18 protein-coding genes and 1 pseudogene are annotated in these 22,422 nt (G+C 66.1%); 16 read left to right on the top strand and 3 right to left on the bottom strand.

The genetic code is table 11. The features are described from left to right. Nucleotides 1–6: 6 nt before the first annotated feature. The gene (locus J4P02_RS00425; protein ID WP_426186437.1) at nucleotides 7–195 is read right to left on the bottom strand and encodes a hypothetical protein; all 189 of its coding nucleotides are present in this window, start codon (nucleotides 193–195) and stop codon (nucleotides 7–9) included. Nucleotides 196–362: 167 nt separating this feature from the next. On the opposite strand from J4P02_RS00425, the gene J4P02_RS00420 reads away from it, so the two are divergent. Continuing rightward, on the top strand, nucleotides 363–497 hold the full coding sequence (locus J4P02_RS00420) for a hypothetical protein (RefSeq protein ID WP_426186434.1): 135 nt from the start codon (nucleotides 363–365) through the stop codon (nucleotides 495–497). A gap of 83 nt (nucleotides 498–580) precedes the next feature. Here J4P02_RS00420 and J4P02_RS00415 read toward each other — a convergent pair whose 3' ends face one another. Then, entirely contained in the window at nucleotides 581–1,495 is a 915-nt protein-coding gene (locus J4P02_RS00415; RefSeq protein WP_426186431.1) for a LysR family transcriptional regulator, read from the bottom strand. Nucleotides 1,496–1,616: 121 nt separating this feature from the next. Here J4P02_RS00415 and J4P02_RS00410 point away from each other — a divergent pair, with 121 nt between their 5' ends. Next, entirely contained in the window at nucleotides 1,617–2,612 is a 996-nt protein-coding gene (locus tag J4P02_RS00410; protein WP_426186428.1) for an aldo/keto reductase, read from the top strand. A 42-nt stretch (nucleotides 2,613–2,654) separates the two neighbouring features. Here the strand turns inward: J4P02_RS00410 and J4P02_RS00405 are convergent, their stop codons facing one another. Next, the gene (locus J4P02_RS00405) at nucleotides 2,655–3,179 is read right to left on the bottom strand and encodes a hypothetical protein (protein WP_426186425.1); all 525 of its coding nucleotides are present in this window, start codon (nucleotides 3,177–3,179) and stop codon (nucleotides 2,655–2,657) included. Nucleotides 3,180–3,609: 430 nt separating this feature from the next. Between J4P02_RS00405 and J4P02_RS00400 the strand changes: the two are divergent. The 14 genes and pseudogenes from J4P02_RS00400 to glgX form a co-directional block, all read left to right on the top strand. Then, nucleotides 3,610–4,743, top strand: a pseudogene (locus J4P02_RS00400) (cache domain-containing protein); the annotation flags it as partial. 15 nt (nucleotides 4,744–4,758) lie between these two features. Continuing rightward, the gene (locus tag J4P02_RS00395) at nucleotides 4,759–5,604 is read left to right on the top strand and encodes a methyl-accepting chemotaxis protein (protein WP_426187687.1); all 846 of its coding nucleotides are present in this window, start codon (nucleotides 4,759–4,761) and stop codon (nucleotides 5,602–5,604) included. A 79-nt stretch (nucleotides 5,605–5,683) separates the two neighbouring features. Beyond that, nucleotides 5,684–6,139: an SRPBCC family protein gene (locus J4P02_RS00390; RefSeq protein WP_426186422.1), complete on the top strand. Its 456-nt coding sequence runs from the start codon at nucleotides 5,684–5,686 to the stop codon at nucleotides 6,137–6,139. 160 nt (nucleotides 6,140–6,299) lie between these two features. Next, entirely contained in the window at nucleotides 6,300–8,132 is a 1,833-nt protein-coding gene (locus J4P02_RS00385) for a copper resistance system multicopper oxidase (protein ID WP_426186419.1), read from the top strand. After that, on the top strand, nucleotides 8,129–9,007 hold the full coding sequence (locus J4P02_RS00380) for a copper resistance protein B (RefSeq protein ID WP_426186416.1): 879 nt from the start codon (nucleotides 8,129–8,131) through the stop codon (nucleotides 9,005–9,007). The genes J4P02_RS00385 and J4P02_RS00380 overlap by 4 nt, the downstream gene beginning before the upstream one ends. Before the next feature lie 135 nt (nucleotides 9,008–9,142). Next, nucleotides 9,143–9,592 carry a DUF411 domain-containing protein gene (locus tag J4P02_RS00375; protein WP_426186413.1) on the top strand — a complete coding sequence of 150 codons (450 nt, stop codon included), beginning with the start codon at nucleotides 9,143–9,145 and terminating at the stop codon, nucleotides 9,590–9,592. Next, complete coding sequence (locus J4P02_RS00370; protein ID WP_426186411.1) at nucleotides 9,589–10,029, top strand: YqaA family protein; 441 nt, start codon at nucleotides 9,589–9,591, stop codon at nucleotides 10,027–10,029. The genes J4P02_RS00375 and J4P02_RS00370 overlap by 4 nt, the downstream gene beginning before the upstream one ends. Before the next feature lie 113 nt (nucleotides 10,030–10,142). Next, nucleotides 10,143–11,096: a D-2-hydroxyacid dehydrogenase family protein gene (locus J4P02_RS00365; RefSeq protein ID WP_426186408.1), complete on the top strand. Its 954-nt coding sequence runs from the start codon at nucleotides 10,143–10,145 to the stop codon at nucleotides 11,094–11,096. Between the two features lie 475 nt (nucleotides 11,097–11,571). Further along, the gene (gene glgA, locus J4P02_RS00360) at nucleotides 11,572–13,140 is read left to right on the top strand and encodes a glycogen synthase GlgA (RefSeq protein WP_426186405.1); all 1,569 of its coding nucleotides are present in this window, start codon (nucleotides 11,572–11,574) and stop codon (nucleotides 13,138–13,140) included. A gap of 10 nt (nucleotides 13,141–13,150) precedes the next feature. Further along, the gene (treZ, locus tag J4P02_RS00355; protein WP_426186402.1) at nucleotides 13,151–14,947 is read left to right on the top strand and encodes a malto-oligosyltrehalose trehalohydrolase; all 1,797 of its coding nucleotides are present in this window, start codon (nucleotides 13,151–13,153) and stop codon (nucleotides 14,945–14,947) included. After that, nucleotides 14,944–17,025, top strand: coding sequence for a 4-alpha-glucanotransferase (gene malQ, locus J4P02_RS00350; protein ID WP_426186399.1), 2,082 nt, complete (start codon nucleotides 14,944–14,946; stop codon nucleotides 17,023–17,025). Before treZ ends, malQ begins: the two co-directional genes overlap by 4 nt. Continuing rightward, on the top strand, nucleotides 17,022–19,805 hold the full coding sequence (locus tag J4P02_RS00345) for a malto-oligosyltrehalose synthase (protein WP_426186396.1): 2,784 nt from the start codon (nucleotides 17,022–17,024) through the stop codon (nucleotides 19,803–19,805). The genes malQ and J4P02_RS00345 overlap by 4 nt, the downstream gene beginning before the upstream one ends. A 21-nt stretch (nucleotides 19,806–19,826) precedes the next feature. After that, complete coding sequence (locus J4P02_RS00340; RefSeq protein ID WP_426186393.1) at nucleotides 19,827–20,126, top strand: DUF2934 domain-containing protein; 300 nt, start codon at nucleotides 19,827–19,829, stop codon at nucleotides 20,124–20,126. 142 nt (nucleotides 20,127–20,268) lie between these two features. Further along, complete coding sequence (glgX, locus tag J4P02_RS00335; RefSeq protein WP_426187685.1) at nucleotides 20,269–22,401, top strand: glycogen debranching protein GlgX; 2,133 nt, start codon at nucleotides 20,269–20,271, stop codon at nucleotides 22,399–22,401. The last annotated feature ends 21 nt before the right edge of the window (nucleotides 22,402–22,422 follow it).

Genomic DNA, 22,422 nt, shown 5'->3' with positions numbered 1-22,422 from the left:
CTGGGTTCAAGGCTTGACCTTGCGCCGCATCACGCCATTGATCACCACCACGATCACCGCCACACCAATGGCGATGTACTGGAAGAGTTTTTCGCTGATGATGCCGTGGTTCTGCAGGTAGGACAGGCCGAGCATGGTGGCCAATACCACCAGGGAAATCAGGATCGAGTATTTCAAGCGTTGCGACTGGGTCATCAAGGAAGTCCTGGAGCTGAAATTGTATCTGCCGTGTATCAAGTTCGATGCCAAGCACATACCCGGATACGGGGATAAGCCGGGCAAATCGGGGTCACATGGTACAGGCGCGAAGGAGTTTTTTCTCCCTTGTCGCCGCCTTGCATTTACCCCTTGAGGATTGATCCATGCTTCGTCGAATCACACTGCTGATTCCCCTGCTGGCCATGCTGACCCTGTCGGGCTGCATCATCATGCCCAACGATGGCTGGCATCATCGTCACTACGACGGCGGCCCGGGTTACTACCACTATCGCCGCTGATTTATCCGGCCAAGCCATCGGCCCTATCAACCCAGCCCCCATCTGCAACGCCCGCCTCCCGCGGGCGTTGTGCATTGTGCGGGTCAGGGCCGCGAAGTGTGATTGCCCGGGCGGGCGAACAGCTCCAGCAACCAGTCAACAAACACCCGCACCCGGGTCGACAGGTGCCGCTGTGGCGGATACATGGCGCTCAAGGGCAGTGCCGGCACCGGGAAATCCGCCAGCAGCTCCTGCAAGGTGCCGGCGCGCAACTGCCGCGCCACATTGTAGTAAGGCGTCTGCACCAGGCCGTAGCCGGCTTCGCAGGCCGCCAGGTAGCCATCGGCGCTGCTGACCGCAACCTGCTTGGGCAAATCCATCTGGCGCAGCTCGCCATCGAGGAGAAATTCCAGGCCGTAGCGCTTGCCACTGTCGCGTGAGTAGTACTCCACCATCCGATGCCCATGCAGCTCGTGTGGAGAGCCGGGAATGCCGTGTTGGCGCAGGTACTCGGGGCTGGCGCAGGTCACCTGCTGCAACTGCACCAGGGGCCGCGCCACCAGGTTGTCGTCCAGGGCCGGCCCGGCTCGCAGGGTGCAATCGACGCCATCGCGAAGCAGATCCACGGGCCGGTCATTGAGCCCCAGCTCCAGCTCGATCAGCGGGTAGCGCGCGCTGAACTGCGGCAAGGCCGGAATCACGATCAGCCGCCCGATGCCCACCGGCATATCGATCCGCAACAGCCCGCGCGGGTTGTGCCGCGCCGAGGAGAACACCGCTTCGGCCTCCTCCAGGTCCGCCAGCAGGCGCACGCAGCGCTGGTAATAGGCGGCACCGTCCAGGGTCGGGCGGACCTGGCGCGTGGTGCGGTGCAACAGTTGCACCCCCAGGTGCGCCTCCAACTGCTTGATCAAAATGGTCACCGAGGCCGGCGGCAACTGCAGGCTTTGCGCCGCCCGGGCAAAGCCCCCCAGTTCGACGATGCGGGCAAAGGCGCGCATGGCATTGAAGCGATCCATTGAACCTGGCTCCGCGAATTATTTGGAAAATCATAATAGTGATAGCGTTTCTAGCCGGTTTATCGGCCATTTGTCGAGCAGCACAATAAACGCTCTTTCCCACTGATTGGAATCTTCAGCGATGCATACTCGACAACTCGGCCACAACGGCCCGCACGTCAGCGCCATTGGCCTGGGCTGCATGGGCATGAGCGACTTCTACACCACCGGCAGCGATGCCAGGGAGTCCATCGCCACCCTGCACCGCGCCCTGGAACTGGGGGTCAGCCTGCTGGATACCGCCGACATGTACGGCCCTCACAGCAACGAGGAGCTGATTGGCCAGGCGATCCGCGGCAAGCGCGAGCAGGTGTTCCTGGCCAGCAAGTTCGGCATCATCCGCGATCCGGCCAGCCCAAGCGCCCGCAGCGTCGACGGCCGCCCGGAGTATGTGCGCGCCAGCATCGACGGCAGCCTGCGCCGCCTGGGGGTGGAAACCCTGGACCTGTACTACCTGCACCGGGTCGATCCTGCGGTGCCGATCGAGGAAACCGTCGGCGCCATGGCCGAGCTGGTCAAGGCCGGCAAGGTGCGCTACCTGGGCCTCAGCGAAGCCTCGGCGGCGACCCTGGAACGGGCGCACCAGGTGCACCCCATCAGCGCCCTGCAAAGTGAATATTCGCTGTGGAGCCGGGACCCGGAAGACAACGGCTGCCTGGCCGCCTGCCAGCGCCTGGGGGTTGCCTTCGTGCCCTACAGCCCACTGGGACGGGGCTTTCTCACCGGCGCGCTACAACGCCCGGAGGATTTCGCCGCCGACGACTACCGGCGCAGCAATCCGCGCTTTCAAGGCGAGAATTTCCAGCACAACCTGCAACTGGTGGAACAGGTGCGGCAACTGGCAGCGCAGCTCCAGGTCAGCGCCGGGCAACTGGCCCTGGCCTGGGTGCTGGCCCAGGGTGACTACCTGATTCCGATTCCCGGAACCAAGCAACGGCGTTATCTGGAGGAAAATGTCGCTGCGCTGGAGATCCGCCTGAGCGACTCGGAGCTTTCGAGCCTGGGGCGAATCTTTGACCCACAGGCCACCGCAGGCAGCCGTTACAGCGAAGAAGTGATGGCGTTGCTGAACATCTGAGGCCGGCAGCCGGGGCGCTCGTCGAGCGCACCCGGCTCAGGTTCAGGCCTTGGTCAAACGATTCTTGTCAGTCACCGTGGTGCCGTTGCCCTTGCCATAGTTCTGCAGGCTCTGCAGCACGTAGATGGCCTTCTTGTACTCGGGAACCAGGTAGTTGGCGTACTTGTTGCCCTTGAGGTTGTTGCTCTGGATGTCATCGAGCTTCATCGCGAAGTACTCCATCGCATTGAACGGCTCTTCCGGGTTCTTGGGAATGCCGAAACGGTCGAACTTGTCACCGGCATTGAGCAGGTTCAAGGCGGTGACATCGGAGATCAGGCCATTGTTCTTGAGAAAGGTGCTCATGTTGCCCAGGGACTTGGCAGTCACATTGGTCGGATCAAAGCCCTTGATCTGCTTGTGCAATTTCAACTGGTCCATCTTGCGCACGTCGAGCACGGTCGGGTTGCTTCCCACCATGCTCAACATCTGCCGTACCTTAGCGCTTTGAACGGGCTTGGCGGAGCCGCCATCACTACCCAACAGACCCGCCTTGCTGGTCCAGTTTCCGACGTAGCCGATTGCCATGCTGATACTCCTGTAGTCCGACCTCCGAGTCCCCCTGTCGCCTGGGTCGAGCCAGTACCCTGAAGGCCTGGCAATCCCATCGAATCAGGGTGAAAGCCGTTAAGAAAATTTTGAATGGACGCAAGTATCAACGCCGACACAATCACCAACAACGGTTTATTTCGCGAATTTACAATTTTTCTACATTCTTGACACATTTACTGCAGAGGCCCTGTTTAAAGGGCACGGGAGATTTCACCAGGGTGCCGGGCAGCGGTTCTGGGGAAAGATTTCGCCACGCCACCCTGTGCTTTTCCCATACGGGTGCGAGACAAGAAGTTTTTTGCACGATCGTGCTAAAGAGCCGGGTCGGCGCGCCGACATCCTTTGGATGCCCCGTTGGGGCTCAGCCTCCGCCCCATAATAAAAATCGCCGTTAAGGACAGGTCCCATGCCCGCTTTGCGCACGATTCAAGCCCGCTACACGCTCTTTCTGGTCCTGTTCATTGTCTTGATGCTGGCACTCACTGTGGTGGGTATCAGCCAACTGGTGGCGCCCAAGCTGCAACACACCGAGGAACAGGTGGCCCTCAACCGCATCGCCGAAGTGGCGCAACGCATCCAGGGCGAGTTGAGCAAGGTCCAGGCCCAGCAACGCAGCATCACCCAGACCGTCCCCTTGCTCGACAGCGACAGCATCGACAAGGTGTTGCCGGGCCTGGTGGACCAGTATGGCGAACAGAAAGTCTTCGGCGGCGGCATCTGGCCCCTGCCCGGCCAGCGCACTCCGGGGCGCAACAAGCACAGCACCTTCTGGCACCGCGACGCCTCCGGCAAGCTGGTGGTCAATACCTTCTGGAACAGCGACCCGGCGCCCAATTACTACGAGCAGTCCTGGTACCAGGGCGGCCTGCGCGCTGCGCCTGGCCAGTGCGCCTGGGCCGCGGCCTACAAGGACGACGCCAGCGCCGAGCCACGCACCAACTGCGCCATGGCCATCCGCCGCGACGGCCAGCCCTGGGGCGTGGCCACCATCGACGTGACCCTGGGCTTCTTCAACGACCTGGTGGCACGCCAGGAGCAGGAGCTCAACGGCGCAATGCTGATCGTCGAGGCCGACGGCAAGATCATCAGCAACAGCAGCCGGATCAGCGGCCCGATCGTGCTGAAGAACATCCGCGAACTGGCCGCTGGCTCGCCGTTCGCCGCCCAGGTGCGCAGCGCCCTGGAACGTCGCGACACCGGTGCCCAGCGCAGCGAATTCGATAACGCCGGGGTGCCCAGCACCTTCTATATGCGCGCCATCGAGGGCACCCCGTGGTTCCTTGCCAGCGCCCTGCCCACCCGGCAGATCACTGCCCAGCGCGACGATGTGCTAAGCACGCTGAGCCTGATGCAGGTGCCGATGGTGATTCTGCTGGTGCTGCTGCAGGTCTATGCCATTCGCCAGCTGGTGCAGCGGATGAAGATCCTCAAGGGCAATATCGATGCCCTGGCCGCCGGCGATGCCGACCTGACAAAGCGCATCCAGATTCGCGCCGAGGACGAACTGGGGGCCATCGGCCACTCGGTCAACCACTTTATCCAGTACCTGCAGAACATGATCGGCGAAGTCACCCAGGCCACCGCCGCCATGGCCGACAGCCTGAACCAACTGCAGCACAGCTCGGCCCACAGCCAGCAGATCCTCTTGCGCCACGCCTCGGAAACCGACCAGACAGTGACCGCCATCACCCAGATGAGTAGCACCGCCGACAGCGTCGCCGCCAACGCTGCGCAAACCGCCGACTTCACCCGCCGCGCCAATGAGCACGCCGAACGCTCGCGAGTGGTGGTGGGCGAAGCTTCCGGCAGCGTGGTGGCGCTGATCGACGAGGTGGCCGACGCCACCCACAAGGTCGAAGCCATGCAGGCCGACGCCCAGAGCATCACCGAGATCCTCGGGGTGATCGGAGCCATCGCCGGGCAGACCAACCTGCTGGCCCTGAACGCCGCCATCGAGGCCGCCCGGGCCGGGGAACAGGGCCGTGGCTTCGCGGTGGTGGCCGATGAGGTGCGGGCCCTGGCCGCGCGAACCCAGGACAGCACTTCGCAGATCAACGAAATGCTCGGCCGCCTGACCCAGGGCGTGAGCTCCTCGGTCAGCGCCATGGAAAACACCCAGGCCAGCTGCCAGTCGGCGGCAGACGCCACCGCGCGGGTCAACAGCGGGCTGGACCAGATGGCCGATTCGGTGAACCAGATCAACAGCCTGAGCACCCAGATCGCCACCGCTGCCGAGCAGCAGAGCGCGGTCACCGAGGAGATCAACCGCAGCATGGTGAGCATCCGACACATGGTCGAGGAACTGGTGGACAGTGCCCGCGCCGGGGAAAGCAACACCCAGAGCCTGTTGCAGGCCAATGCCCGGGTCAGCCAGCTGATGAACCGCTTCAAAGTCCGCTGAACGGTCATGTCCCGCCGCTGGCGAGGTGCCACGGCGGGACTATATTTCTGGCTCCGATCACAGGGAAGTGGGGGCCATCATGGGTCAACGCCAGACACACCTGCTACAGGAGCAGATCTGCCACGAGCTGTATCTGCAGGCCGGCATCGACACCGTCTACTACTACGTCAGCCAACCGGACCGCTGGCCGGAGTGGCACCCTGCCAGCCTGGGGGCCGACACCGGGCACTGCGGCTCGCTGGCCGCCGGCCATCGTTTCAGTGAAGTGATGAACCTCCTGGGGGTGCAGATCCCCATGAGCTACCGGGTGCTGGTGGCGATTTTCCCCAAGGAGTTCAAGGCCCTGTTCAGCTCCGCCGCCCTCGACGGTTCGATCCACTACCAATTGAGCAAACAGGGCGACGGCACCCTGCTGCGACGCACCCTGGACTACTACACCGACCTGCAACTGGGCGGCTTGCGCGCGCGCATGGAGCAGCTCTCGACCCAGGCCCTGGGCAACCTCAAGCGCCTGGTGGAAACCCCGCCCGACTGATCGGAACAGAGCATTGGCGTTAGCCAGGGCAAGCCCTGGAAGACCGGGTACAGCCATGCCCGCTGACAAATCTGTAACCTGAACCTCAGTTCGCTGACAGCCACGGCTGATTAGTCTCTGCCTCAACCTGCAACCTCAGGACTGACGGGACTCGATCGGCATGCATGGCAATCCAACACGACGCAGCGTTATCAAAGGCCTTGGCGCCACCGCACTGCTTGGCGGCAGCGGCCTCTGGCGAACCTCGGCCTGGGCCCTGGGCAAGGGTTTGCAACCCGGGGAACTTCGCGGGCAGCAATTCGACCTGTTTATCGGGCAGACCCCGGTCAACTTCAGCGGCACCCCGCGCAGCGCCATGACCATCAACGGCGGCCTGCCCGGCCCCCTGTTGCGCTGGCGCGAAGGCGACACGGTGAACCTGCGAGTGCACAACCGCCTGGCCCAGGACACCTCGATCCACTGGCACGGCATCCTGCTGCCGGCCAACATGGACGGGGTGCCAGGCCTGAGCTTTGCCGGCATCGCCCCGGGGGCCTTCTACGACTACCGCTTCCAGGTGCGGCAGAGCGGCACCTACTGGTACCACAGCCATTCCGGCCTGCAGGAACAGGCCGGGGTCTACGGCCCGCTGGTGATCGATCCCCGCGAGCCGGAGCCCTTCCACTACGACCGCGAGCATGTGCTGCTGCTCAGCGACTGGAGCGACCTGGCTCCAGAGCGGCTGATGCAGATCCTGAAACAGCAGTCCTCCTACTTCAACGAGCACAAGCGCACCCTGGGCGACTTTATCGAGGATGTCAGCCGCGACGGCTGGGCCGCGGCGCTTGCCGATCGCACGATGTGGGCCGCCATGAACATGAGCCCCACGGACCTGGCCGACGTCAGTGGCGCCACCTACCACTACCTGCTCAACGGCCAGACCCCGGCCGGCAACTGGACCGGGCTGTTCAAGCCCGGGGAAAGGCTGCGCCTGCGGCTGATCAATGGCTCGGCCATGAGCTACTTCGATGTGCGCATTCCCGGGCTGAAAATGACCGTGGTGGCTGCCGATGGCCAGCCGGTGCGGCCGGTCAGCGTCGACGAACTGCGCATCGCCGTGGCCGAAACCTACGATGTGCTGCTGGAGCCCGGCCGGGAACCGGCCTACACCCTGTTCGCCCAGGCCATGGACCGCAGCGGCTACGCCCGTGGCACCCTGGCCGTGGGCCCGGGCCTGAGCGCGGCGGTGCCGGCCCTGGACCCGCGACCGCTGATCAGCATGGCCGATATGGGCATGGATCACGGCAGCATGGCGGGCATGCACCACGCCGCCGTGGGCGCCATGCCAGGCATGGATCACAGCGCCATGACCAGCATGCCGGGGATGGACCACAGCCAGATGGCTGGCATGGATCACAGTCAAATGACCGGCATGGATCACGCAGCCATGAGCGGCATGGGTGCCGGCAGCGCCATGCAACGCCACCCGGCCTCGGAAACCGCCAACCCGCTGGTGGACATGCAAACCATGAGCCCCAGCCCCAAGCTCGCCGACCCGGGCATCGGCCTGCGCGACAACGGCCGCCGGGTGCTGACCTACGCCGACCTGCGCAGCACCTTCGACGACCCCGACGGCCGCGAGCCGAGCCGCACCCTCGAGTTGCACCTGACCGGGCACATGGAGAAATTCGCCTGGTCCTTCGACGGCATCAAGTTCAGCGATGTCCAGCCCCTGTGCCTGACCTACGGCGAACGGGTGCGCATCGTCCTGGTCAACGACACCATGATGACCCACCCCATCCACCTGCACGGGGTCTGGAGCGACCTGGAAGATGAGCAAGGGCGTTTCCAGGTGCGCAAGCACACCATCGACATGCCGCCGGGCAGCCGCCGTAGCTACCGGGTCAGCGCCGACGCCCTGGGGCGCTGGGCCTACCACTGCCACCTGCTGTACCACATGGAAATGGGCATGTTCCGCGAAGTGCGGATCGAGGAAGCGAGGGCCCCGGCATGAGCCAGTTTTTCTCCCGTCTGCTGCCCGGGCTGCTGCTGGGGCTGGGGCTGTCCAGCGCCCAGGCCGCCAGCCAGCCGATGGACCACGGTGCCATGGACCACCGCCAGATGCCCGGCCTGTCGGCGGCGGATAGCACCACGACCCAGGCGGCGCCTTCTGCCAGCAGCAGCGCGGCGCTGCCGGTGCCCAGCGAGGCCGAGCGCCGGGCCGCCTTCCCCCCGGTGGCCGGTCATGGGGTGCACGACAAGGCCATCAACTCGCTGTGGCTGATCAACCAGCTGGAGTACCAGGATGCCGACCCGGGCAGCGCCCTGGCCTGGGAAGTCAACGCCTGGATTGGCGGCGATATCGATCGCCTGTGGCTGCGCAGCGAAGGCGAACGCAGCGCCGGGGTCACCGAAAAGGCCGAGCTCGAAGCCCTCTGGGGCCACGCCATCAGCCCCTGGTGGGATGTGGTGGGCGGCTTGCGCCAGGACTTCAAGCCCGGTACCGGGCAAACCTGGGCCGCCATCGGCCTGCAGGGCATGGCCCTGTACAACTTCGAAAGCCAGGCCACGGCCTATCTTGGCGAAGGCGGCCAGAGCGCCCTGCGGCTGAAGGCCGACTACGACCTGCTGCTGACCCAGCGCCTGATCCTGCAGCCCGCCGCCGAACTCAACTTCTATGGCCGCAACGACCGGCAACGGGGCCAGGGCGCCGGCCTGGCGGAGAGCGAACTGGGCCTGCGCCTGCGCTACGAGATCCGTCGCGAGTTCGCGCCCTATATAGGTGTGACCTGGAATCGCAGCTACGGACGCAGCGCCGACTACGCCCGGGAGGCCGACGAGCCGAGCAACGACCCGCGCCTGGTGCTGGGGGTGCGGTTATGGTTCTGAAACGACCGGTATCACCTTGAAACAAAAGCCCCCGGCAAAGCCGCGGAAAAACCGCAAAATGCACCACCCCCAGCGTGCACCCACGAGTGGCCAGCGCAGCCACCGTTCCCTGTTCACTGTTTAGCGAGACCCTTGATGAAAACCGCATTGCGACTGGCCGCCCTCTCCACCCTGCTGATCGGCTCCCTGGCCCAGGCCGCCGAGCTGATCCCCATCGACGTGCACCGCGACGCCAACTGCGGCTGCTGCAAGAAGTGGATCGAACACCTGCAAGACAACGGCTTCGCCGTCAACGACCATGTGGAAAGCGATATGAGCGCGGTCAAGCGTCGCCTCGGCGTGGCCCCGCGCCTGGGTTCCTGTCACACCGCAGTGATCGACGGCAAATTCGTCGAAGGCCATGTACCCGCCGAGCAGGTGCTGGCCCTGCGCAAGCGCGACGACCTGCTGGGCATTGCCGCCCCGGGCATGCCCATGGGCTCCCCCGGCATGGAGATGGACGGCATGGGCGCCGATGCCTACCAGGTCATAGGCCTGACCCGTGAAGGCCAGGACGTGCTGGTTGCGGACTACCCGGCCCGTTGATCCTCGGCGCCTACCTCGGGCTGTTCCTGGCGGCCTTCGGCGCCGCCACCCTGCTGCCCCTGCAGTCGGAGGCGCTGCTTGTAGCGTTGCTGCACAACAGTCAACTGGCGGTGCTCGGCCTGTGGCTGGTGGCAACCCTGGGCAATGTCCTGGGCTCGCTGGTCAACTGGTGGCTGGGAAAGCGCCTGGAACGCTACAAGGCGCGGCGCTGGTTTCCGGTTAGCCCGCGCCACCTGGCGCGGGCCCGGCAGCACTACCAGCGCTATGGGCACTGGTCGCTGCTGCTGAGCTGGCTGCCGATCATCGGCGACCCCCTGACCCTGGTGGCCGGGGTGATGGGCGAACCCCTCAAGCGTTTCCTGCTGATCGTCAGCCTGGCCAAGGGCGCCCGCTACGCCGTGCTGGTGGCCCTGACCCTGGGCTGGATGGCTCCGTAGGCGAAGGCGTCAATAGGCCTTGCCCGGTCTCGCCGCTCGCTTCACCAGCCATGGCGGCCAACAACGATCTGCGCGATTATCGACACCTCGCCCGCAGCCCCAGGACCCCGGATATGACCCTGCAGATCGCAGTACTCGACGATTGGCAAGACGTGGCCCGCGATGTGCTGGACTGGTCAGTACTGCAGAGCATCGGCCAGGTCAGCTTCCTGCATGACTACCCGACCGACCCCGCCAGCCTGATCCAGCGCCTGCACCCCTTCCAGGTGATCCTGCTGATGCGCGAGCGCACCCGCTTCGACGCCGCCCTGCTACAGGCCCTGCCTCAACTCAAACTGCTGCTCACCGGCGGCATGCGCAATGCCGCTATCGACCTGACGGCTGCCAGCGCCCTGGGCATTCAGGTCTGCGGCAGCGACAGCTACAAGCACGCCGCGCCGGAATTGACCTGGGCCCTGCTGATGGCCCTGACCCGCAACCTGCTCGGCGAAGCCAATGCCCTGCGCGCCGGCCACTGGCAACAGGGCCTGGGCGGTGATCTGCACGGCAAGACCCTGGGCCTGCTGGGCCTGGGCAGCATCGGCCAGAAAGTCGCACAGTTCGCTCAGGTATTCGGCATGCGGGTGATTGCCTGGAGCCAGAACCTGACCGCCGAACGCGCCGCCGCCGTCGGCGTGACCCACGTCAGCAAGCAACAATTGTTCGCTCAGGCCGACGTGCTCTCGGTGCACCTGGTACTCAGCGAACGCAGCCGGGGCCTGGTGGATGCCCAGGCCCTCGCCTGGATGAAGCCCGAGGCCTTGCTGGTGAACACCGCCCGCGGGCCAATAGTTGATGAAGCGGCATTGATCGAGGCCCTGCAACAGGGCCGCCTGGCCGGCGCCGCGCTGGATGTGTTCGACCAGGAGCCGCTGCCCGTCGAGCACCCCTTGCGCCACTTGCCCAATGTCCTGGCCACGCCACATATCGGCTACGTCAGCCGGCAGAACTACCAGCTGTTCTTCAGCCAGATGATCGAAGACCTGCAAGCCTGGCACGCCGGAAAACCGATCCGCCTGCTCAACTAAAGCCCCTGCCACCAATCCCAAGCCGCCCCCTACCAGGGCACCAGTGGCCGGGCCCTGCACCAGCATCTGGCGCCCGCTCACCGTTTTCGCCCCTGGGCCTTGTGCGCCGCGCTCCCCGACAGTGCAGCGACGACCTTTCGTCGGGAGCGCGCCAGCGTCTGTCCCGCCTCGGCCCGGGAAAACCCGGCCGCGCCCGGCGCCGCTCTAGGTTCTGTCCTAGACTGAGTTTCGCATTGTGACCGGGCAGTCACTTTGGCATTGAAAAAGTCGAAACTTTTCGCTTCGGCCCCAGGTCAGGTTAAAGGTAGGGGCATTGCCACTGGTGCATTCCTTGCAATGCCTCCTGCACCCTTTCTGCTTCAGCGTTCGAGCAGTCCAGGCTGATCGATCCATGGCGCCTTTGCGCCCGGCCACGGGAAGGGCCCGACCGCACCGCTTGAGACAAGGGAAACGCTCAATACAACGGGAGAACCAGATGATCAGCGCCGTATTGGATACCCAGGGAGACCAGCCACAACCTCAAGCCAACGAGCGCAGCGCCCTGCCGGTGCCTGTCTCGGGCAGCAGCAACCTGCTGCCACTGGCCCGGCATAACCCCAACCGCAAGCGGGTGCTGTTCGTCACCTCGGAAATCGCCGACCTGGTCAAGACCGGCGGCCTGGGGGATGTTTCCGCGGCCCTGCCCCGAGCCATGGCCCAACTGCACGATGTGCGGCTGCTGATTCCCGGCTACCGCCAGGTGCTGCACAGCGATTACCCGATCCATGTGATCGGCGAGCTGGGCGGCCACGCCGCACTGCCGGCCTGCAAGATCGGGCGCATGGACCTGCCCGACGGCCTGGTGATCTATGTGCTGATCTGCCCCGAACTCTACGAGCGCGAAGGCACCCCCTACGGCGCCAACAATGGCCGCGACTGGCCCGACAACCACATCCGCTTCGCCCGCCTGGGGCTGGCCGCCGCCGATATCGCCGCCAACCTGGCGCAGATCCACTGGTGCCCCGACCTGGTGCACGCCCATGACTGGCCCGCCGGCCTGGCCCCGGCCTATATGCACTGGCGCGGGCAGCGCACCCCGACCCTGTTCACCATCCACAACCTGGCCTACCAGGGCGTGGTCAGCCTGGCCTCGTGCCCGGAACTGGGCATCCCCGAACACGCCCTGCAACAGGAAGGCATGGAGTTCTACGGCAAGCTGTCGTTCCTCAAGGCCGGCATGGCCTACGCCAGCCATATCACCACGGTCAGCGCCACCTATGCCCGGGAAATCACCACCCCGGCCTTCGGCTGCGGGCTCGACGGTTTCCTCGCCAGCAAGACCCAGCAGGGCTTGCTCAGCGGCATCCCCAACGGCATCGACGAAAGCTGGGACGCCACCAGCGACCCGCACCTGTTCTGCCCCTTCGGCATTGGCGACTGGGACGGCAAGGCCGCCAATGCCCAGCATGTGCGCCAGCTGTTCGGCCTCGATGCCAGCAGCGGCCCGCTGTTCGCCGTGGTCTCGCGGCTGGTCTACCAAAAGGGCCTGGACCTTACCGAAGCAGTGGCCGAATTCATTGTGCAAAATGGCGGTCAGATCGCCATCATCGGCCGCGGCGAACCGGAAGAGGAACAGGCCATGCGCGAGCTGGCGCGGCGCTTTCCCGGACGCATCGGCGTGCATATCGGGTTTAACGAAACCGATGCCCGGCGCATGTTCGCCGGCAGCGACTTCCTGCTCATGCCCTCGCGCTACGAGCCCTGCGGCCTGAGCCAGATGTATGCCCAGCGCTTCGGCTCGCTGCCGGTGGCGCGCAACACCGGCGGCCTGGCCGACACCATCGAGAATGGCATCACCGGCTTTCTCTTCGACGAGTCGACGGTGGACAGCTACCGCGAGGCCCTGACCCGGGCGTTCAAGGTGTTCGGCTACCCACGGCTGCTCAATGCCATGCGTTGCCGGGCCATGGCCGCCCCCTTCAACTGGTGCCAGGCGGTGGAGCCCTATGCCGAGCTCTATGAACAGCTGGTAGCCAAGGCCCAGGGACAGGTCGCCAGGCAGTAGGGAGCCGAGCATGTCGCCAAGCCCCGTACAGAATTGGACCCACGGCGCCGTGCTGCTGGACGGCGGGCGCACCCGCTTTGCCCTTTGGGCCCCGGATGCGCGCTATGTCAGCGTCGAACTGGCGGACGGCCAGTCGCTGCCGATGCTGCCCCAGGCCGACGGCTGGTTCCTGATCCACGCCCACTGTCCGGCGGGCAGCCGCTACCGCTACCGCATCGACGAACAGCTGCTGGTGCCGGACCCGGCGTCCCGCGCCCAGGACGGCGACGTTCACGGCCCAAGCCTGGTAGTGGATCCCCAGGCCTATCACTGGCAGCACCCGGACTGGCGCGGCCGGCCCTGGCACGAGGCGGTGATCTACGAACTGCATGTGGGCCTGATGGGCGGCTACCGGGCCGTGCACCAGGCCCTGCCGGGCCTGGTGGAACTGGGGGTGAGCGCCATCGAGCTGATGCCCCTGGCGGAGTTTCCCGGCCCGCGCAACTGGGGCTATGACGGTGTGCTGCCCTATGCCCCGGAAGCCTCCTACGGCAGCCCCGAAGAGCTAAAGGCGCTGATCGACACGGCCCATGGCCTGGGCCTGGCAGTGATCCTGGATGTGGTCTACAACCACTTCGGCCCGGACGGCAACTACCTGGCGCACTACGCCCGCCGCTTCTTTCGCGACGACCTGCACACCCCCTGGGGCGCGGCCATCAACTTTCGCCAGCGGCCGGTGCGCGAGTTCTTTATCGACAACGCCCTGATGTGGCTGCTGGAGTACCGCTTCGACGGCCTGCGCCTGGACGCGGTGCACGCCATCGACAGCCCGGACTTTCTCCAGGAACTGGCGCTGCGGGTGCGCCAAGCCATGCCTGAGGGGCGCCAGGTGTGGCTCAACCTGGAAAACGAGCACAACCAGGCCAGTCTGTTGCAGCAGGGTTTCGATGCCCAGTGGAACGATGACGCGCACAACGCCCTGCATGTGCTGCTGACCGGGGAAACCGAAGCCTATTACGCCGACTTCGCCGAGCAACCCACACAACAGCTGGCCCGCTGCCTGAGCCAGGGTTTTGCCTTCCAGGGCCACGCCGACCGCCACGGCCGGGTGCGCGGCGAGCCCAGCGGCCACCTGCCGCCCAGCGCCTTCGTGCTGTTCCTGCAGAACCACGACCAGATCGGTAACCGTGCCTTTGGCGAGCGCCTCAACCAGCTGGCGCCGCCCCAGGCCCTGCACGCGGCCACCGCCCTGCTGCTGTTGTCGCCAATGATCCCGCTGCTGTTCATGGGCGACGAAGTGGCGGCCCAGGAACCCTTCCTGTTCTTCACCAGCCACCAGGGCCCGCTTGCCGAAGCGGTACGCGAGGGCCGGCGCAACGAATTCGCCGCCTTCAGCGCCTTCGCCGACAGCCAGCAGCGCCAGCGCATCCCCGATCCCAATGCCGCCGCCACCTTCCACGCCTCGCGCCCGCAAGGGCAATCCGCCCTCGCCGCGCAGACCCGCGCCCTGTACCGGCAGCTGTTGCACCTGCGCCAGCGCCAATTGCTACCGCGCCTGCCCGGCACCTGTTTTCTCCAGGCCCAGGTGCTGGCCGAAGGCGCCCTGAGTGCCTGCTGGCGCCTGGGGGACGACAGCCTGCTCCATATCGACCTCAACCTCAGCGCGCATCGGGTCGAGATCGAACCGCAGGCAGCGGCCGAGCTGTGGTTCGAACACCCGCCACACAGCCAGGCGCAGCGCTGCCAGGGCTGGCTGCCGGGGTTCAGCGTGGTGGTGCAGCTGCAACCCGCAACATCCCCGACCGCCACCGATGGAGAACGCCCATGAGCGATGCGCAACTGGAAATACTCGCCAGCCGCGCCGGCCTGGCCGTGGACTGGATCGACGCCAACGGCCGCCCGCAGAAAGTCCAGCCACGGGTGCTGCGGGCGGTGCTGGCCGGCCTGGGCCACCCGGCCGACACCCCCGAGCAGGTCGAGCAGAGCCTGGCGCAACTGCACAGGGCCCAACAGAGCCGGCAACTGCCGCCGCTGTTGACCGCGGACGTTGGCCAGCCCCTGGACCTGGCGCGCTATTTCCCGCCCCGCAGCCCCTGTGTCATCCGGCTCGAAGACAGCAGCCCACTGTTCCTGGAGCTGGATGAGCAGAGCCAATTGCCCGGCAGCCTGCCCCCGGGCTACCACGGAGTGCACATCGCCGAGCAGCACTTCGTGCTCGCGGTGGCCCCGGCACGTTGCTACAGCGTGGCCGACGCCGTGGACCAGGCCACCCCGCGAGCCTGGGGCCTGAGCGTGCAACTCTATGCCCTGCGCCGGCCTGGCGATGGCGGTTGCGGCGATACCCAAGCCCTGGAGGAACTGGCCCGGCAAGCCGCCGAGCGCGGCGCCGACGCCCTGGCCATCAGCCCGCTGCACGCGATGTTCAGCAGCGATACCCAGCGCTACAGCCCCTACTCGCCCTCCAGCCGGTTGTTTCTCAACAGCCTGTACGCGGCCCCCGCGGCGATCCTCGGCGAGCGCGCCTGGCGCAGCGCCCTCAATGCCTGCGGCCTGGAACCACAGCTGCAGGCACTGGAACAACAGCCGCTGATCGACTGGCCACAAGCGGCCCAGGCCAAGCAGCAGGCGCTGCGGGCATTGTATGAAGGCTTCTGCCAGGGCCAGCACCCGCTGCACGAGGATTTCGCCAGCTATCGCCGGGCCGCTGGCGAGGCCCTGGAGCAGCATTGCCGCTTCGAGGCGATCCAGGCCCAGCGCGCCGCCGCGGGCCAAGACCTGGACTGGCGCCACTGGCCCGAGGCCTGGCGTGATCCGGCAAGCCCGGCCCTGGCGCAATTTGCCCTGGAGCAAGCCCACGAGATCGACTTCCATGCCTTCTGCCAATGGCTGATCGCCCGCAGCCTGGAGCGTGCGCAGAGCGCCGCGCGCAGCAGCGGCATGGGCATCGGCCTGATCGCCGACCTGGCGGTGGGCGCCGACGGCGGCGGCAGCCAGGCCTGGAGTCGCCAGGCACAGCTGCTGGCCAACCTCACCGTGGGCGCGCCACCGGACATCCTCAATCGCCAGGGCCAGGGCTGGGGCATCTGCGCCTTCTCACCCGAAGGCCTGCAACACCACGGCTTTAGCGCCTTTATCGAAATGCTGCGGGCCAACTTCGCCCACGCCGGCGGCCTGCGCATCGACCATGTGATGGGCCTGCAACGGCTGTGGGTGATCCCCCAGGGCGCGCCACCCAGCGACGGCGCCTACCTCTACTACCCGGTGGACGACCTGCTGCGCCTGCTGACCCTGGAATCCCACCGGCACCAGGCCATAGTGCTGGGCGAGGACCTGGGCACGGTGGCCGACGGCCTGCGGGAAAAACTCGCCGCTCGGGCCATGCTGGGCATGCGCGTGCTGCTGTTCGAGCAGAACCACGGCTGCCACTTCAAGCCGATTCTCGACTGGCCGGACGATGCCCTGGCCACCACCAGCACCCACGACCTGCCAACCCTCGGCGGCTGGTGGCAAGGCCGCGACATCGAATGGAACCTGCGCCTGCAACTGATTGACGACAACGCCGCGCGGCACTGGGGCGAACATCGCCAGCGCGAGCGCGAGGGCCTGCGCCAGGCCCTGGCCGGCGACCCGCAGAACTTTCGCGAAGCGGCCTCGGAAAGCGATCAGGTCATCGATGCCGCCGTGCGCTTTCTCGGCCACACCCGTGCGCCCCTGGTGCTGCTGCCCCTGGAGGACGCCCTGGGCATCGACGAACAAGCCAACCTGCCCGGCACCCAGGCCGGCCATCCCAACTGGCGCCGGCGCCTGGCGGCCGCGAGCAAGCACCTGCTGGACGACAGCGACGCCGCCCGCCGCCTGGAACAGCTGGCCCGGGCCCGGCAACAGGCCCACGAGCGTGACCGATGACCCGGCACCCGACACCGCCACTGCGGGCCAGCCTGCGCCTGCAATTTCACCGTGGCTTCACCCTGGACCAGGCCGTGCCCCTGGTGCCCTACTTCGCCCGCCTGGGCATCAGCCACATTTATGCCTCGCCGCTGCTGTGCGCCCGCGCCGGGTCGATGCACGGCTACGACGTGGTGGACCCGACCCGGGTCAACCCGGAGCTGGGTGGCGAAGCGGCCCTGCAACGCCTGGTGCGCTGCCTGCGCCAGCAGCGCATGGGGCTGATCCTCGACATGGTGCCCAACCATATGGCGGTGGGCGGCAGCGACAACCCCTGGTGGCTCGACCTGCTGCAATGGGGACGCCTGAGCCCCTATGGCGAATTCTTCGATATCCAGTGGCACTCCCCCGACCCCTTGATGGAAGGCCAGCTGCTATTGCCCTTTCTCGACAACGACTACGGCGCCGCCTTGCAGCAAGGCAGCCTGGTACTGCGCCTGGACGAGGACCTGGGCGGCTTTCATATCCAGCACCACCAGCACCGTTTCCCCCTCTGCCCGGCCGACTACGGCGAACTGCTGCGCGTCGATGTATCGCCGTCGGCCCAGGCGGCGGAGCTGAAAGCCCTGGCCGACGAGTTTGCCGCCCTGCGCTTTCATGGCGACGCCCACGCCCAGGCCCGGCCCCTGCAACAGGCCCTCGGCCAATTGCTCCGCCAGCCAGCGCTGCGCGCCGCCATCGAGATGCATCTGCAGCGCTACGACTCGCGCCAGCCCGAAGGTTTCAAGCGCCTGCACCAGTTGCTGGAGCAACAGAGCTATCGCCTGGCCAGCTGGCGCACCGCCGCCGACGACATCAACTGGCGGCGCTTTTTCGACGTCAATGAACTGGGCGGCCTGCGGGTTGAACGGCCGGCGGTGTTCGAAGCCACCCACGGCAAGATCTTCCAACTGATCGAAGAGCGTTGGGTGGACGGTCTGCGCATCGACCATATCGACGGCCTGGCCGACCCTCGGGGCTATTGCCGCAAGCTGCGGCGCCGGCTGCAGCGCCTGCGTCCGGGGGAGCACTTGCCGATCTATGTGGAGAAGATCCTCGGCGCCGATGAACACCTGCACCGCGACTGGAGCGTGGACGGCAGCACCGGCTACGAATTCATGAACCAGCTGTCGTTGCTGCAACAGGCCGCGGCCGGCCAGGCGCCCCTGGCCGAGCTGTGGAGCCGGCACAGCGGGCGCAGCGCAGCGTTCGCCGAAGAAGCGCGGCTGGCACGGCGGCAGATCCTCGCAGGTTCCCTGGCCGGGGATTTCGAAAGCGTGGCCCAGGCCCTGCTGCAGGTGGCGCGCCTGAACCTGATGAGCCGCGACCTGACCCTGGGGGCCATCCGCCGCGCCCTGCAGGAGCTGATTGTGCATTTCCCGGTGTACCGCACCTATATCAGCGCCTGCGGCCGCGGCCCCGAGGACCAGCGCCTGTTCCAGCAAGCCATGCAGGGCGCCCAGGACAGCCTCAGCGAGGCCGACTGGCCGGTGCTCGACTACCTGGCGCGCTGGCTCGGCGGCGACAGCTGGCGCCAGCAGCCACCGGGGCGCCCGCGCAAACTGCTGCGCCATGCCGGCGTGCGCTTCCAGCAACTGACTTCGCCGGCGGCGGCCAAGGCCGTGGAGGACACCGCCTTCTACCGTTCGGCGGTGCTGCTGGCGCGCAATGACGTGGGTTTTGACAGCGAGCGTTTCAGTGCGCCGATCGCCGCCTTCCATGGGGCCTGCGAACAACGTCGCCACAGCTTCCCCGACAACCTGCTGACCAGCGCCACCCACGACCACAAGCGCGGCGAGGACAGCCGCGCGCGCCTGGCGCTGCTCAGTGAACGCGGCGATTGGTACGCCGGGCAAGTGGCGCACTGGCGGCAACTGGCCATACCCCTGCGCCAGGGCGCGGATATGCCCTCGGCGGCCGATGAGCTGATTCTCTATCAAACCCTGCTGGGCAGTTGGCCCCTGGACCTCGACGCCGAAGACCCGGCGGCCCTGCAAGGCTATGCCCAGCGCATCTGGCAATGGCAGCTCAAGGCCCTGCGCGAAGCCAAGCTGCACAGCAGTTGGGCAGCGCCCAACCCCGACTACGAAAGCGCCATGCAGGGCTTTGTCGACGCCTTGCTGCGCGAACCCCGGGGCCTGCCCCTGCGTCGCTCGATCGCCGCCGCAGCGAATGCCATCGCCCCGGCCGGCGCCCTCAACAGCCTGGCGCAAACTTTGCTGCGCATGACCACGCCCGGGGTTCCCGACCTGTACCAGGGCAACGAATTCTGGGATTTCAGCCTGGTGGACCCGGACAACCGCCGGCCCGTGGACTACCCGGCCCGGCTGCGGGCCATGGACTGCCCCGGCGACCCTGGCGACTGGCTGGCGGGTTGGCGTGACGGGCGCATCAAGCAGGGCCTGATCGCCCGCACCCTGGGCCTGCGCGCCCGTTGCCCGGAGCTGTTTCGCCTGGGGTCCTACCAGCCGCTGCCCGTGCTGGGGGAACAGGCCGAGCACCTGCTGGCCTTTATGCGCCACTACCAGGAGCAATGGGCACTGGTACTGGTGCCAGTGCAGGTGGCGGGCCTGCTGGATGCCGGGGCAACCCCCATGGTCGACGCACCGCGCTGGGGCGATACCCGGGTGCAACTACCGTTCGCCGCTTGCCCACGCACATTCAATGGACTTTTTTCCACGGGCGCAGTCACAGCCCACAAGGAGCTGCTGGTCAGTGCCCTGTTGCACGAGTTTCCGCTTGAACTGTTGTTTCACCCTTGAGTGATGTCCAGGAGCATTGCGATGAGTACCGACGACAAACGCATTCGTGAATTCGCCTATCAGATCTGGGAATCGGAAGGTCGACCGGACGGCCATGAAGCCCGGCACTGGGAAATGGCCCGCAAGCTCGCCGAAGCCGAAGCCCTGGCCCCCAGCCCGCCGACCAGGACCAGCAAGAGCAAAAGCCCGGCCGCCAAGCCGGTGGCCAAGGCCGCAGCCAAGTCCGGAGCCAAGTCGGCCGCTGCGGTAGTGGTGCCGCCCGGAGAAAAACCCGCTCCAGCGAAAAAGCCCCGGGCGCCGCGCAAGCCGCCGGCCCACTGAGCCCCGAGGGCATTCCCCGCCATCCACCTGGAGCGCGCAACGGCGCCACCAGGGGTACCCGTGCCGGCACGCCGGCCCGGGGAGCTTCGCCACTATCGCCGCAGGAGCCCGCATGCATACCGACACCCAGCACCCGGCAGCCATGCCCCAGCACGAACCCTCACGCATTCGCGAAGGCCTGCCCTTCCCCCTGGGCGCCACTTGGGATGGCCTGGGGGTCAACTTCGCGCTGTTCTCGGCGAATGCCACCCGGGTCGAACTCTGCCTGTTCGATGCCAGCGGCGAGGTGGAGCTGGAACGCATCGAACTGCCGGAATACACCGACGAGATTTTCCACGGTTACCTGCCCGACGCCCACCCGGGGCTGATCTACGGCTACCGGGTGCATGGCCCCTATGACCCGGCCAACGGTCATCGCTTCAACCCCAACAAGCTGCTGATCGACCCTTATGCCAAACAGCTGGTAGGGGAACTGAAATGGTCCGAGGCGCTGTTCGGCTACAGCATCGGCCACCCCGACGCCGACCTCAGCTTCGATGAACGCGACAGCGCGCCCTTCGTGCCCAAGTGCAAAGTCATCGACCCGGCCCATACCTGGGGCCGCGACCAGCGGGTCAACGTGCCCTGGGACAAGACCATCCTCTACGAGACCCATGTGCGCGGTTTCACCATGCGCCACCCGGCGGTGCCCGAACACCTGCGGGGGACCTTCGCCGGGCTGATGCAGGACGAGGTGCTGGAGCATATCCGCAAGCTCGGGGTGTCGTCGGTGGAGCTGCTGCCGATCCATGCCTTCGTCAATGACCAGCACCTGCTGCACAAGGGCATGACCAACTACTGGGGCTACAACAGCATCGCCTTCTTCGCCCCCGACCCGCGCTACCTGGCCAGCGGCAAGATCGCCGAGTTCAAGGAAATGGTCGCGCACCTGCACGAGGCCGGCCTGGAGGTGCTGCTGGATGTGGTCTACAACCACACCGCTGAAGGCAACGAGCAGGGCCCGACCCTGTCCATGCGCGGCATCGACAATGCCTCCTACTACCGCCTGATGCCCGACGACAAGCGCTTCTACATCAACGATTCAGGCACCGGCAATACCCTCGACCTGAGCCACCCCTGCGTGTTGCAGATGGTCACCGATTCGCTGCGCTACTGGGCCGCGGAGATGCACGTGGACGGTTTCCGCTTCGACCTGGCAACCATCCTCGGCCGCTACCACGACGGTTTCAACGAGCGCCACAGCTTCCTCGTGGCCTGCCGCCAGGACCCGCTGCTGAGCCAGGTGAAGCTGATCGCCGAGCCCTGGGACTGTGGCCCTGGCGGCTATCAGGTGGGCCGTTTCCCGCCAGGCTGGATGGAATGGAACGACCGTTTCCGCGACACCGTACGGGCCTTCTGGAAAGGCGACGACGGCCAACTGGCGGATTTTGCCGCGCGCCTGACGGCCTCCGGCGAGATGTTCAACCAGCGCGGCCGGCGGCCCTACGCCTCGGTCAACTTCGTCACCGCCCACGACGGCTTCACCCTGCACGACCTGGTGTCCTACAACGACAAGCACAACCAGGCCAATGACGAGAACAACCAGGACGGCAGCAATAACAACCTGTCGTGGAACCACGGCGTCGAAGGCCCCAGCGACGACCCCGAGATCAATGCCCTGCGCCTGCGGCAGATGCGCAACTTCTTCGCCACCCTGCTGCTGGCCCAAGGCACGCCGATGCTGGTGGCCGGCGACGAGTTCGCCCGAACCCAGCACGGCAACAACAACGCCTACTGCCAGGACAGCGAGATCGGCTGGGTCAACTGGCAACTGGATGGCGACGGCAAGTCGCTGCTCAAGTTCGTCAAACGCCTGATCAAGCTGCGCCTGAGCTACCCGATCCTGCGCCGCGGGCGCTTTCTGGTGGGCAGTTTCAACGAGGATATCGGGGTCAAGGACGTCACCTGGCTGGCCCCTGACGGCAACGAGATGAGCACCGAGCAATGGCAAGACAGCCATGGCCGCTGCCTGGGCATGCTGCTTGACGGCCGTGCCCAGGAAACCGGCATCCGCCGCCCGGGGGCCGACGCTACCCTGTTGCTGGTGGTCAATGCGCACCACGATATCGTCAACTTCCGCCTGCCGGAGGTACCGGCCGGGGAGTTCTGGACCTGCATGCTCGACACTCATCAACCTGCGATACACGGCCAGGAGCGCTTCGCCTTCAATGACCAGTATTCGGTCACCGGGCGCTCGCTATTGCTGTTCGAACTGCAACATGAAGAGGCGCAGTAGCAGCCTCAGGAGCCGGTCCAG

Origin of the sequence: Pseudomonas sp. NFXW11 (assembly GCF_049887815.1) — a bacterium.
Classification (GTDB): Bacteria; Pseudomonadota; Gammaproteobacteria; order Pseudomonadales; family Pseudomonadaceae; genus Aquipseudomonas.
Note: the sequence above shows the minus strand (reverse complement) of the source record. Positions and strands in the feature narration are given on the sequence as shown.

Bases quoted from the DNA above. Each gene is read 5' to 3' on its own strand.
- J4P02_RS00425 (WP_426186437.1), bottom strand. From the start codon at position 195: ATGACCCAGTCGCAACGCTTGAAATACTCGATCCTGATTTCCCTGGTG.
- J4P02_RS00420 (WP_426186434.1), top strand. From the start codon at position 363: ATGCTTCGTCGAATCACACTGCTGATTCCCCTGCTGGCCATGCTGACC.
- J4P02_RS00415 (WP_426186431.1), bottom strand. From the start codon at position 1,495: ATGGATCGCTTCAATGCCATGCGCGCCTTTGCCCGCATCGTCGAACTG.
- J4P02_RS00410 (WP_426186428.1), top strand. From the start codon at position 1,617: ATGCATACTCGACAACTCGGCCACAACGGCCCGCACGTCAGCGCCATT.
- J4P02_RS00405 (WP_426186425.1), bottom strand. From the start codon at position 3,179: ATGGCAATCGGCTACGTCGGAAACTGGACCAGCAAGGCGGGTCTGTTG.
- J4P02_RS00395 (WP_426187687.1), top strand. From the start codon at position 4,759: ATGATCGGCGAAGTCACCCAGGCCACCGCCGCCATGGCCGACAGCCTG.
- J4P02_RS00390 (WP_426186422.1), top strand. From the start codon at position 5,684: ATGGGTCAACGCCAGACACACCTGCTACAGGAGCAGATCTGCCACGAG.
- J4P02_RS00385 (WP_426186419.1), top strand. From the start codon at position 6,300: ATGCATGGCAATCCAACACGACGCAGCGTTATCAAAGGCCTTGGCGCC.
- J4P02_RS00380 (WP_426186416.1), top strand. From the start codon at position 8,129: ATGAGCCAGTTTTTCTCCCGTCTGCTGCCCGGGCTGCTGCTGGGGCTG.
- J4P02_RS00375 (WP_426186413.1), top strand. From the start codon at position 9,143: ATGAAAACCGCATTGCGACTGGCCGCCCTCTCCACCCTGCTGATCGGC.
- J4P02_RS00365 (WP_426186408.1), top strand. From the start codon at position 10,143: ATGACCCTGCAGATCGCAGTACTCGACGATTGGCAAGACGTGGCCCGC.
- glgA (WP_426186405.1), top strand. From the start codon at position 11,572: ATGATCAGCGCCGTATTGGATACCCAGGGAGACCAGCCACAACCTCAA.
- treZ (WP_426186402.1), top strand. From the start codon at position 13,151: ATGTCGCCAAGCCCCGTACAGAATTGGACCCACGGCGCCGTGCTGCTG.
- malQ (WP_426186399.1), top strand. From the start codon at position 14,944: ATGAGCGATGCGCAACTGGAAATACTCGCCAGCCGCGCCGGCCTGGCC.
- J4P02_RS00345 (WP_426186396.1), top strand. From the start codon at position 17,022: ATGACCCGGCACCCGACACCGCCACTGCGGGCCAGCCTGCGCCTGCAA.
- J4P02_RS00340 (WP_426186393.1), top strand. From the start codon at position 19,827: ATGAGTACCGACGACAAACGCATTCGTGAATTCGCCTATCAGATCTGG.
- glgX (WP_426187685.1), top strand. From the start codon at position 20,269: ATGCCCCAGCACGAACCCTCACGCATTCGCGAAGGCCTGCCCTTCCCC.